Annotated in this window: 9 protein-coding genes and 1 pseudogene; 7 read left to right on the top strand and 3 right to left on the bottom strand. The window is 57.3% G+C overall.

Translation table 11 applies throughout. From position 1 onward, the window contains the following. The first annotated feature begins 24 nt into the window (after positions 1 to 24). From ACSQ3F_RS13355 to ACSQ3F_RS13335, 5 genes are all read left to right on the top strand, one after another. Entirely contained in the window at positions 25 to 1257 is a 1233-nt protein-coding gene (locus tag ACSQ3F_RS13355; RefSeq protein ID WP_436100653.1) for an ABC transporter substrate-binding protein, read from the top strand. Positions 1258 to 1331: 74 nt separating this feature from the next. Continuing rightward, positions 1332 to 2219 (top strand): carbohydrate ABC transporter permease, encoded by an 888-nt coding sequence (locus ACSQ3F_RS13350; RefSeq protein ID WP_436100652.1) that lies wholly within the window; start codon positions 1332 to 1334, stop codon positions 2217 to 2219. Further along, positions 2219 to 3103, top strand: coding sequence for a carbohydrate ABC transporter permease (locus ACSQ3F_RS13345; protein ID WP_436100651.1), 885 nt, complete (start codon positions 2219 to 2221; stop codon positions 3101 to 3103). Before ACSQ3F_RS13350 ends, ACSQ3F_RS13345 begins: the two co-directional genes overlap by 1 nt. Before the next feature lie 4 nt (positions 3104 to 3107). Next, positions 3108 to 4190 carry an ABC transporter ATP-binding protein gene (locus tag ACSQ3F_RS13340; RefSeq protein ID WP_436100650.1) on the top strand — a complete coding sequence of 361 codons (1083 nt, stop codon included), beginning with the start codon at positions 3108 to 3110 and terminating at the stop codon, positions 4188 to 4190. A gap of 38 nt (positions 4191 to 4228) precedes the next feature. Continuing rightward, positions 4229 to 5878: a GMC oxidoreductase gene (locus ACSQ3F_RS13335; protein WP_436100649.1), complete on the top strand. Its 1650-nt coding sequence runs from the start codon at positions 4229 to 4231 to the stop codon at positions 5876 to 5878. Between the two features lie 57 nt (positions 5879 to 5935). Here the strand turns inward: ACSQ3F_RS13335 and ACSQ3F_RS13330 are convergent. The 3 genes and pseudogenes from ACSQ3F_RS13330 to ACSQ3F_RS13320 form a co-directional block, all read right to left on the bottom strand. Then, a pseudogene (locus ACSQ3F_RS13330) lies at positions 5936 to 6043 on the bottom strand (flavin reductase family protein); the annotation flags it as partial. Between the two features lie 442 nt (positions 6044 to 6485). Then, complete coding sequence (locus tag ACSQ3F_RS13325) at positions 6486 to 6968, bottom strand: hypothetical protein (protein ID WP_436100648.1); 483 nt, start codon at positions 6966 to 6968, stop codon at positions 6486 to 6488. Further along, positions 6961 to 7782 carry a helix-turn-helix domain-containing protein gene (locus ACSQ3F_RS13320; protein WP_436100647.1) on the bottom strand — a complete coding sequence of 274 codons (822 nt, stop codon included), beginning with the start codon at positions 7780 to 7782 and terminating at the stop codon, positions 6961 to 6963. The genes ACSQ3F_RS13325 and ACSQ3F_RS13320 overlap by 8 nt, the downstream gene beginning before the upstream one ends. Before the next feature lie 839 nt (positions 7783 to 8621). On the opposite strand from ACSQ3F_RS13320, the gene ACSQ3F_RS13315 reads away from it, so the two are divergent. Both ACSQ3F_RS13315 and ACSQ3F_RS13310 read left to right on the top strand, forming a co-directional pair. Further along, positions 8622 to 10301 carry a hypothetical protein gene (locus ACSQ3F_RS13315; RefSeq protein ID WP_436100646.1) on the top strand — a complete coding sequence of 560 codons (1680 nt, stop codon included), beginning with the start codon at positions 8622 to 8624 and terminating at the stop codon, positions 10299 to 10301. Between the two features lie 152 nt (positions 10302 to 10453). Continuing rightward, positions 10454 to 12454 (top strand): hypothetical protein, encoded by a 2001-nt coding sequence (locus ACSQ3F_RS13310; RefSeq protein WP_436100645.1) that lies wholly within the window; start codon positions 10454 to 10456, stop codon positions 12452 to 12454. Positions 12455 to 12465: the final 11 nt, after the last annotated feature.

Below are 12465 nucleotides of genomic sequence, written 5' to 3'. Positions count from 1 at the left end.
GGGCTCAACTGAAGAGGTGGAACAATGAGAAATGCAATGAAACTGTTTCTTGCCGGTACGGCGCTTGCTGCCGCATTCGGAATGGCTCAGGCAGAAGACGCGCCGAAGGCCGAGGTCATGACCTCCTGGACCTCCGGCGGGGAATCGGCGGCGCTTAACGTCATTCGTGACGAATTCACCAAGCGCGGCGGAGAATGGAAGGATTCTTCCATCGCCGGCTTCGGTGCAGCGGATGCGGCTTTCGCAAACCGTATCGTTGCAGGCGATCCGCCGACGGCCAAACAGGTTGTTGTCGGTCTGGATCCCGCCGGCTTTATTGAACAGGGTCTCATGAACTCGGTGGACGAAGTCGCGACGGCTGGAAAATGGGCCGATGCGATGCCCGCGATGCTGAAAAATTACATCACCTATGACGGCAAAGTCTATCTGGCACCGACCGGAGCGCATGGCGAAAGCTGGGCCTTTTATTCCAAGGCAGCTTTTGAAAAAGCCGGAATTACGGAAGAGCCGAAGGATTGGGACACGTTCTTTGCCGATATGGACAAGCTGAAAGCCGCCGGCATCGTGCCGATTGCCTGGGGCGGCCAGTCCTGGCAGGAGGCGATTGTTTTCAACATGGTTCTGGTCACGCAGGTCGGCCTTGATGGCTACATGAAGATCTATACCAAAAAAGATGAGAGCGCCGAATTGAAGGCGGGTATCAAGTCGTCGCTGAAAATCCTCGCCAAAATGCGCGACTACGTCGACGAGGGTTCACCCGGACGCAACTGGAACGATGCGACCGCCATGCTTATCACCGGCAAGGCCGGCGTGCAGTTTCATGGCGACTGGGCGAAGGGTGAATTTGTCGTAGCAGGCATGACGCCGGGCAAGGAATACGGCTGCATGCTCGTGCCGGAAACACCCGGTATGGTGTTTATCGCCGACTCCTTCGATTTCCCGAAGAAAAACGATCCGGCAGAAGCCAAGGGACAGGCACTACTCGCCGAAGTCATCATGGATCCAAAGGTCCAGGTCGAGTTCAGCATCAAGAAGGGTTCTATCCCAATCCGCACAGACATCGACAATTCCGCACTCGACTCTTGTGCGCAAAAGGGGCTGAAACTGATGAGCGAAGGCAAGATCGTGCCCGATACAGCCATCATCATCACGCCGCAGCAAAAGGGTGCGTTGTCGGATTTTGTTGATGAGTTCTGGAGCAATCCGCCGGCAGACCTCGATGAGGCGGTCAGCGCATTCTACGGCACCATTAAATAAGGGTCCATTCTACAGACCACCGCCCGCCCAGGCTTGGGCGGGCGGTTACAATTCACACGAATGCGACCAGACCTATGGCCCGAAACAGAACCTATCCAAATGCCGCAAGCGTTGCGTTGTACCCCACATGGCTTGCCGTCATCGTGATTTATATCGGCACGATGGTGTGGTCTGTAACGCTGTCATTCACCAACTCAGCGCTTTTCCCCTCCTGGAAATTCGTAGGTTTCGAGCAATATGAGAAGCTGTTCGCGACGTCGAAATGGCTTGCTTCGCTGCAAAATGTCGTCGTTTTGGGCGTTCTTTATGTTATCGGCTGTCTCGTTCTGGGTTCGCTATTGGCAGCCGCGCTGGACCGCAAGGTCCGTTTTGAAAGCGCGTTTCGAACAATTTTTCTCTATCCCTATGCAATGTCCTTCGTGGTGACGGGTCTCATCTGGCAGTGGATGATGAATCCGACGCTCGGCATTCAGGCAAGCATGCACGCCATTGGCTGGGAAAGCTTCACATTTGACCTGCTGGTGCATCGTGAAACAGCAATCTACGGCGTTGTTCTGGCAGGCCTCTGGCAGGGCGCGGGGCTTGTCATGGTGATTGTACTTGCCGGCATGCGCGGCATTGAAGAAGAACAATGGCGGGCCGCCCAGATCGACGGCATTCCTGTCTGGCGCATTTATGTGTCCATCATCCTGCCACAGCTCGGTTCGGCCCTCGCCTCTGCCGGACTGCTGCTTGCCATGGGGGTCATCAGAACCTACGACCTGATTGTCGCCATGACCAATGGCGGGCCGGGTAACGCCACGGAAGTGCCGGCGAAGTTCATCATGGACAATATGTTCCAGCGGCAAAATCTGGGTCTTGCGGCGGCGGGCGCAACCGTTCTGGTTCTCAGCGTCGTCGCGGCGGCAGCACCGTTCCGCTATGCGCTCTACATGCGTACAAAACGTCAAGGGGGCAAATAATGGCGGGCTCACATCCCCACATGCCGAAGCCCAGACACTTAACAATCGGACGCATCGGCCTTTATGCCTTTCTTACGGTGGCCGCCGCATTCTTTCTGTTGCCGCTTTATGTCATGCTCGTAACCTCGCTCAAAACCATGGACCAGATCCGGCTGGGTGAAATCTTTGCCCTGCCCTTGCATTTTGATCTCACGGCCTGGAAAACCGCCTGGTCGGGGGCCTGCATGGGCATTGAATGCACCGGCGTACGCACCGGTTTCTTGAACTCGGTGATGATAACGGTTCCAGCCGTTATCATTTCGGTGTTCATCGGCGCATTGAACGGTTATGCGCTGTCATTCTGGCGCGCGCCGGGCTCAAAACTGCTCTTTGCGCTTTTGATGGCGGGCGGGCTGATCCCTTACCAGATTTTCCTTTACCCGCTGGTCCGCATTCTGGCGAATATCGGCCTTTACAACTCGCTTGCGGGTATCATTTTCGTCCATGTCATCTTCGGCCTGCCGCTGGTGACGCTGCTGTTCCGCAACTATTTCGTCAATATTCCCGATGAGCTCTGCCGGGCGGCACGCATTGATGGAGCCGGATTCTGGCGCATCTTCATCGAAATCATGCTGCCGATGTCGGTGCCGATGATCGTGGTCGCATCGCTGTTCCAGTTCACCGGTATCTGGAACGACTTTCTGCTCGGTCTGGTTTTTGCGGGCCGCGACAATCTGCCGATGACGGTTCAGCTCAACAATATCGTCAACACGACGATGGGCGAGAAAAATTACAATGTGAACATGGCGGCAACGATCCTCACGGCGCTTGTACCTCTCGCCATCTACTTCTTCTCCGGTCGCTGGTTCGTGCGCGGCATTACAGCCGGCTCCGTCAAAGGATAACCCCATGGATTCTGCCATTTCCATTCGCGATCTGAAGATCGGCTATGGTCATCACACCGTCATCGATCGATTGTCCCTGAACATCGAACCGGGAGAATTTTTGGTCCTGCTCGGCCCTTCCGGCTGTGGCAAGTCCACGCTTTTGAACTCGCTTGCCGGCTTCAACGATGTCTCCGCTGGCGAAATCTGGATTTCAGGCCGCAATGTCACCTGGGAAGAGCCAAAGAACCGCGGCATCGGCATGGTGTTTCAGTCTTACGCGCTCTATCCGCATATGACTGTGCGCAAGAACCTGTCTTTCGGCCTGCGCGTGTCCGGCCTGCCCAAGGATGAAGTTGACCGCCGCATCGAAAAGACGGCGGCATTGCTGCATTTGGAAAACCTGCTCGACAGGCGGCCCGCCCAGCTTTCCGGCGGGCAGCGTCAGCGCGTCGCTATCGGCCGCGCCCTGACCCGTGAGGTGGATGTCTTTCTCTTCGACGAGCCGCTTTCCAACCTCGATGCAAAGTTGCGCAATGAGCTGCGCGTGGAAATCAAGAGGCTGCACCAGCAACTCGGCAATACGATGATCTACGTGACCCATGATCAAGTCGAGGCAATGACGCTTGCCGACCGCATTGCCATCATGAAGGACGGCGTGATCCAGCAACTGGCATCGCCATCGAAAATCTATCATCGACCAGCCAACCTCTTCGTCGCCGGTTTCATCGGCGCGCCGTCCATGAACCGTATCGAGGGCGAGATCACGTTTACTGCCAGCGGACCGGTGTTCTCAGGCAGCGGGTTGAGCCTGGGCCTGAGCGGCTATGACTTCACGGCTCCACCCCAGTCCGGCCCAGCCACGCTCGGGTTCCGTCCGGAACATCTGGTCCTCGACGGCATTGCAGTGGGCCTGCCTGTGATTGCCGGTGAGGTTTCAGTGGTCGAGCCGATGGGAGCTGATTCCGTCGTGTGGTTTGACGTCAATGGCGAAAGCTTTTCGTTAAGACTCATGGGAGAAACGGCGGTCAAGCCGGGCGACCCCATTCAACCGGGCTTCGATATAACAAAAGCGTCTCTTTTCGGGGCGGACGGATCGCGTCTTTAAACCTGTCAAGCGACCAAATACCGGGATTTGGGAAACACATGTCTGAAACAATCTATAATGCATTGGTGATCGGATCCGGTGCTGCGGGGTCCTTCGCAGCGAAGGAGTTGACGGCGCAAGGCATGTCCGTGCTTCTGCTCGAGGCGGGTCCGGCCATCAGTGATAAGGACTTCGACCCTTCCCGCACGAAAGCGCAATCAAAAGAGATCAATATCTGGGAACGCGTGAGGGCAACGCTCAAGGGTCAGCCCATTCAGGCGCGAGCGGCCTTTTTCAGCGAACGGTTCAGCCATTTTTTCGTCAACGACCGGAAGAACCCTTATACAACGCCGTCGGATGCACCCTTTCTCTGGATTCGTGGGCACCAAAGCGGCGGCCGGCTGCACAGTTTTGGAAGGGTACTTTTGCGCTGGTCGGATGAGGACTTCAAAGTCAAATCGCGCACGGGCGAAGGGGTCGATTGGCCGGTGTCCTACGATGAGCTTGCGCCCTACTACGAGGAGGTGGAAACCTGCCTCGGCCTTTATGGCAACGAGGATCATGTCGCGACCATGCCGGATGGCAAGTTTGCCCACCCGGCCAAACTGACGCCTGCAGAACAAACATTCAAAGAGGCTGTGGAAGCGCGCTGGCCGGACCGGCATGTGGTCTCCTGGCGCTATATTGCGCCCGAACCGGAACAGAATCGTTTGCCGCAACCCTTGAAGGATGCGATCGCAAGCGGGCGCCTGACGATCCGAAACAACGCTGTCGCCTGCCGGATCACAACGGATGAGACGACTGGTCTTGCGACCGGCGCGGAGGTAATCGACCGGCTGACGGGAGCGCGCAGCGCGGTGCGCGCCGCTTCGGTCGTGCTCTGCGCCTCTCCGATCGAGAGTGTCCGTCTGCTTTTAAACTCCGCCAACGCCAAACATCCGCAGGGGCTTGGTAACAGTTCGGGAACACTGGGACGCTATTTTATGGACCAGCTTCCCTGCCTGACCTCTGGTGCGTTCCCGCAAGTACGCGGATGTTTTTCCGACGACTCGGCACCCAGGGACCCGTTTTATGATCCATCCGGCGGTATCTTTGTGGCGCGCTTCGACGCGGCAGCGGACGGCACACCGTCCGAGGCTTTCACATATCAAGGAAGTGTCGGCCGTTCAGCGATCGACGACGATACTCCGTCGCGTATGTCCTTTTTCGGTTTTGGGCAGATGCTGCCCTATGAAGACAATCGCATCACGCTGGACGCGCGGCAAAAAGACGCCTGGGGCATTCCCGTCCCGCACATCCGCTGCGTCATGCATGAACGCGAACAGGCTCTCCTCGGCAGCATGGAGCAGACGCTGGTCGACATGCTGCAAGCCGTCGGTGGCGAGATGGAATTTATAGGCTCACCCAGAGGGCTTACCGAAATGGGACCCGGCGCTTTCCCCAACGCCGACATGTTCAGCCGCTTCATGTTCCGCATATGGTTTCGAAAGACCATGTGCATGGGTGCAGCGATTCACGAAAGCGGCGGCGCGAGAATGGGGGCCTTCGCCGACAGTGCCGTTCTCAATAGCTGGAACCAGAGCTGGGATGTACCAAACCTCCTCGTTACCGATGCCAGCGCGTTTTGCAGCAGCGGCACGGTCGGCACGACACTCACCGTCATGGCGCTTACTGTCCGCGCTTGTCGCCAACTCGCCAAAACGCTGTGACCGGCTAACCGTTTCCAGAACCGACGGGGAATCTTGATTCACGTTTTTCCATTCCTCCCGAAGGGTTATTGCACGAACACGCCCGATAAGAATCGCGTGGGAATGGTGATGGATCGCCGTTTCCAGCTCGCAGTCTATGACAGTCAGCGCATCTTTCAGGGCCGCGACTGCGGCAGGCGCTTCGGCCTTCCGCGACGCGGCTGATGCGCCGGGTCTCGAGGGCGAGCTCCTTTACCGGGAAGACCTCGTCCTCCACGACGCCCACATGGACATCCGCACGCCGACCCACGAGCTCACCCGTGCACCCGCGGTACTCCCCGCCCGGCGCCGCATCTTTTGTCGAGAAGTCGGACTGGGCTTCCGCCTGCTACAGCGCCGCGCGTCTTTTCAGACGCGCAAAGGTCGCTGTAATGCTTTGGAATGCTGCATAATTTTATCCTTAAATCGATTCCGATTTAAGTTATGCAGTAGACGCTGAAGACGAAGGGCGATTAACGTAGCTTAGCCAGCGTGATTGTCACGCACCCGCTGTGGGCTTTCAAGCACGAGGACGGCGTCATCCAGGCGCCAGCCCCGGCGCTCTCATTTTGCGTTTATTCCCCACGTTCTATTTGGGAAATCCATATTTTTCAGTAATTCTCCAAAAGCATTGATTGATGTCAATCAAGGACTTTATGCTCGCCTTGATCCGGTTGATTTCCTGATCATCAAGCTCTTCGATCTTGCCGTATTTTATCTCGTCCCTGCCCTCGAAAATCCGCATCGACTGCGTGAGCCCCCGGCCACTGTCCGGATCGAACGAATAGATACAGTGGTTATACTTGTTTCGGAGTTTGGCCTCTTCGGACAGGCGCCTTGTCGCTTCCAGGATCTCGCTTCTGCAACCAGCTGGGGTTTTTTGCATCTTTGCCAGACGCTCCACGAGATCAATCCGCGCACGCGGAGTGTTCAGCGTCAGAAAGATGACGATTGCCGTCTCCTTGTCCGACAAGGCGAGCCCGGCGATCATGTGAATCAAGAGGCTTTCAGTATTTGTCCAGGTATAATTCAATTGCCCCAGCAGTAGCAGGATGTCCTGGAACTTATGCATCGCCGCTTGGCACCGGACCATCGCTCGAACGAAGGTGGTCGTCTGGCGAAACTTCGCCAGCCTCCTTTTCCTTTTGCTCGAAATAGAGCGCGACAGCTTCTGTTCGATTGTGGACGCCGAGCTTGGTTATGATGTTGTGGATATGAATTTTCACCGTATGTTCGGACAATCCCAAGGTGGCCGCGATGATCTTGTTCTGATTGCCCAATGCTATTCTGGCCAAGATCTCGTTCTCACGTTTCGTCAATTGGTCCATTGTTTTGCCCTGGATTTCTCGCGCAACGTGCGATCTCACCTCATCGAACGGATGAGGGCTGTTTCCCTCCCAGGACACGCTGTCTTGGTTGCGATAGGCGGTAGACGGAAAATACGTCCCGCCTTTCAGGATGATCCTCAACATCGAAAGCAGGACGTCGAGGCTAACGTTAAGAGGCAGGACACCCCGAACAAGGCGGGTATCTATTGCAGGAAGCCATCCAGCAGTTCCTCGCAGATCCCCATCAGTCACAATGACGACTGCGACAGAGGGGTGTCGCTTCAGCACCTCGCCAGCGCAACTGCTCAGTTCATACGCAAGGTGCAGGTCGACCAACAAAAGCTGCAGAGGTATTTCAAATTCGCCCAATGCAGATTTCAGTTCGGCGGCATACTTCACACTCAAACAAGGAAATTCCCGCTCGATAGCCGCCGCCATGGCTCCAGATATGACATCAGGAGGACCGACATATAAGAGTGTGCGCAGATAGGGCATAGCCTCCAAGGACGCCACTCGATCCGCGCTGACATCTTGTGAACGAGGCGCAGTATGCGTCATTAAGCATGCCTCCCCGAATGTGATATCGCGGAATGAGCCAACAGGTGCTCGCTCCGCCCTCTGTTTTAGAAAAACGTAAACCAAAGAGCCTCGGTTGGGAATAGACCGAAGGAGCTACACGAGTAGGCCTCGAGCCTCGAGAAAGCGAACAAAAGAGGCAGAAATCGCCCGCAAGACGTGTTGGTGCACCATTCTGAGGGACTGAAGCAGAGACCATCTACATACTAAGAGGTAGCCGGGAATATGATCCACCTCTTTTGGTACCACTTTTCCAAAATACTTGACCAAAAGCATCGACCGCCGTGTCGCACCAATATCCATGACAAAGATATCGCGGACGCGGATCGTGGCACGGCACCTCATCCATCGAAACACTAAAGTATCTGATCAGGAAAAGGCGTCATGTGCGTGCGCACGCTCAACGTTTCGACTATCCGCCACTGGCAACTCTCACCTCCCTTGGGTGGAAGTTGCCGTCTGTAAGGCAGCCCCATCGCGCCTCACCCCATCCTGGAGCGCAAGCATGACGGGTACTAGCTCTAACTAGCAGCTTACCTTCTCCGGGCAATAGGCACAGTCTTTGCGGTGCGGCTTGCGTCTAGAGGGCCGCTTATGGGGCTGCGTCGGCTCAGTGTAGTGAGCCTCAATCAGACGAGCCCTCTCACCAACATTTTCGGGAGGACCATTCAGATCACGGCACAATGGAAGCAGGAGTGAGCGGTCTTGCGATGCACGTCCGCTTTTCGAGCAATAGTTCAACTTCAACATCTGCGTGGCCAAGACCGTATAGAAGATGAACAACGGTCAAGCTGTCGCGGATCCAGTCAAAGGACACGACAATGTCGGACAAGTTCAAGAATAATTTCTATGACGACTACGACGACCAGGAACAAGAACAAGAACAAGAACAAGAGCAAGAGCAAGAGCAGGAGCAGGAGCAGGAGCAGGAGCAGGAGCAGAGCAGTGAATCGGAAAACTACAACCTTAACGGCAACGGCAATCTCAACGGCAATGGGAACCTCAATCTTAATGGTAACGGGAACCTGAACGGCAATTTCAACGCCAGTGAGAATGTCAATGAAAACGTCAACACCACGACCGTTGACGTCGGCGTTACCGTCGATGTTGGGTTGGAAGGCTACCTGCCCAGTGACGATGACTTCGCCGACATTGACATGCACGGCGAAAACTCGATCGAAGGCATGTTCAACATCAAGTTCGAAAACATCCTGAACAATGCGCTCACGGGCGAAGGCAATGATGTCGCGAACGTGTTCAATCAAGTCGCGAACATTCAGGACAACGACACACTCGAGAATGCCGAAGTCTATAACCAAGCTCCCGTGAACTTCAACATCAACGCCAATGGCGGCGATGCTGAAGCGGATGACGGCATCTCCGCCGGCGGCGCGGGCGGCGAAGGCGGTGACGATGCCGATGCCGACGGCGGCGACGGCGGTGATGGCGAAGCCGAAGGCGGCGACGGCGACGGCGGCGAAGGCTACGGCGGTTTCGCGGCGAGCCTGGCATTTGGCGGCGAGGGTGAAGGTGGCGAAGCAGAAGGCGGCGAAGGCGAGAGCGGCGACGCCGAATCCGGTGAAGCCGAAGGTGGCGAAGGCGAAGGTGGCGAAGGTGGCAGAGGCGGTGACGCTCTCGGCATCGGCCTCGGTCTTGGTCTGGGTCTTGGTGCCGGCCTTGCATTTGCCGGTGACGGCGACGAAGGCGGCGACAATGTGGCCGGCGACGGCGACGAAGGCGGTGACGGCGGCAATGCCGATGGCGGTGAGGCCGATGAAGGCGGCGAAGGCGGCGACGCGGACGGCGGCGATGCCGGAAGCCTGGTCGGTGGCGTCTTCGGCCTGATTGACCCGGTCATTACCGAAACCGAAGGCGGCGACGGCGGAAACGCCGATGGCGGTGACAGCAACGGCGGTGCCGGCGGTTCGGCTGGAAGCGGCGGCACTGGCGGTAACGGCGGAAACGCATCGGATGCCGGCTACGGCGGTGACGGCGGCGGCGCTCTTGGAGCAGGTCTCGGTGTAGGCGTTGGCGCCGGCATCGGCGCGGGCCTCGGCGGTGACGGCGCAGCCGGCGGTGAAGGATATGGTGGTGATGCCACCAGTGGCAGTGCCACTTCGGGCGACGGCTATGGCGGAGACGCCTGGTCCGCGGGTGAAGGCGGTACCGCTCTGAGTGGCGCTTGGGCCGATGGCTTCGGCGGCGATGGCTACGGCGGAGACGCCTATGGCGGCAACGGCGGTGCCGGTGGTAACGGTGGAACGGCGATCACCGGTTATGGCGGCGTCGGCGGTGACGGCGGTTCCTGGGGTTCGAACAACGGCGATGACGGTTATGTCACCGGTACGAGCTCTGCGTCGGCTGATGCCGCTGTCGATATCAGCGCCTTCAACCAGAACATCGTCATGGGTGCCAATCTGCAGCAGAACGCGATCGACATGACCGTGGTCGGCGGCGACCTGACGAGCTCCGTTGTCGGCGAAGACGACGACGCAGCGTGACGCCATGAAGCAGTTTCGCTCACTTTGAGCGAAACCACCTTCATTCGAACTGCGCAGCCGGGCTGCGCAGTTCACTCCGGATTGGAGCACTTTCCTAGCAGCACAATTGGAGCGCTCTCCGAATAGCCAGCGTCGGCAAGGAGTTTTGTGTCATGACGATCATGGACAAGATCACCGAAGAGATCGCCCACTTCATTGGCGTCTTCCATATCAGCGTCGAAGACGCTCGCTTCAGGGAGGCGCATCCCGAATTCTCCTTCGATCCGGTCCAGTCCGAACTGGATCCGCTTCCGGTCATCGATACTGATTTCGCGGCGCCCTATCAGTTGCTGGGTTACGAGCCCGGACTCGACTACCGGTCCCCCGGGCCCGCGCCCTGGCATCCCTATCTGCGGCCGGCAGCGTTCGAGGACACACCACATCCCCAAAGCGTTGATGGACCCGTCCCTGGCAATACAGAGTACGACTGGCCGAAACATGAGGCCGCTGCTCCCTCACACGGGACGACGAAATTCATTCCGCCGGAGATCGAGCCCCCCGGATCGGTCGTCAATCATCTCAATCAGGCCATCGCCCTCTCCGACGATGACTACTTTGGTGTTGGCGGTCACAGCCTCGTCTTTTCCCCAGACCCCATTGACAATTCCGAGTTGTTTGAAGGCGCAGAAGCCACAGCCGCGCTATCGCCCATCGGCGATCTGGAGCGACCCGGTTCGAGCGCGGAAATCATCGCGGTCATCAAGACAAGCATTAGCCAGCTTGACGCCGCCGAATCCGGTGCAGGCGACTCTGTGCAAGTGTTCACTACGGCAGAGACCATCGAAGGTGTGTATGTCAACGGTGAACTGGTTGCCGAGGCGCCCAAGCTTGAGGACTACCATTCGTTCGATGGCGAGGAGGAGGAATCCGAAGACGATCTAGGGTCCAACACCTGGACGATGGAGGACGGGACAGTCGCCATCGAGGCTTCGGTCGAACTCGAAGCCGGCGGAAACACCTTGGTCAACGACGCCGTCTTGAAGAGCTTCTGGACCGGCGGGACAGTGACCGCAGTCGTCGGTGACCATGTCGAGCTGAATGCGATTGTCCAGATCAACGCATTGTGGGACGTCGATGCGATCACATCTGCGGTCGGCGACGCGACGAACGCTGACGCCAACGAACTGTTCAACAGCGCAACGTTCGAACGTTTGGACGCCTCCAATGAACCAGATACAGACGCCGCCAGCGCCGGCGACTATCCAAAATACTGGTCAATCACGGAGGTCGAGGGAGACCTCATGATCGTGAACTGGCTCGAGCAGTTCATCTTCATGAGCGACAACGACGTCGGCATTCTCTCGTCGTCCGGTGTCACGACAAGCGTTGTGAGCGGCGACAATCTCGGCGTGAACCATACGTCCATCTTCGAACTGGGCTTTGCCTACGACCTGATTATCGTTGGGGGCTCGGTTTACGATGCCAACATCATTCACCAGATCAACATCTTGTTCGACAACGACGTCGTGGGCGCCGTGTCCGGTTTCCAGACCACCGGACAGGCCACTGTCTCTTCGTCGGCGAACCTGCTCTGGAATCAGGCGTACATCTCCAATATCGGAAATCCGGATCGGTTTGATGCGCTACCGCAACAGTATCTGGATGCCGCCAACGCCCTTGCGGGTGGTAACGGGGATATGTCCCATAACGTGCTGTCGGATGCCGCGTTTGCAGGCCTGGAAGGGCTGCACGTCCTCTATATCAGTGGCGACCTCATCAAACTTCAGTCCATCCAGCAGACAAACATTCTGGGCGACAGTGATCAGATCGCACTCGCGATGGATGCGATAGTCCCCCATCTCGATGCCGGATGGTCAATCTCGACGGGTTCCAACGCACTCTTGAACAATGCCGCCATTGTCGACCTCGATTCCTTCGGAAGGACCTATGTCGGCGGTGACCAATATTCTCAAGAGACACTCTATCAAGCCGAGCTGATATCGCGCCAGCCTGACTTTGGCAGTCCCGACCCGGACGCACTCGTCACCGAGGCCGTACTTTTCCTCGACGATTCAATGCTGGATCCGACCGATGCGGCGGCGTTCCAGCCCGACATTGCACCAGAATACGATGCGCACCCGGATGATGGGGTGAACAGCGTGCTTGGACATTAGGGGGATGAATG

The organism is Pararhizobium sp. LjRoot238 (genome assembly GCF_964252955.1).
Classification (GTDB): Bacteria; Pseudomonadota; Alphaproteobacteria; order Rhizobiales; family Rhizobiaceae; genus Pararhizobium.
The sequence above is the reverse complement of the archived record's forward strand: the minus strand, read 5'-3'. Positions and strand labels throughout refer to the sequence as shown.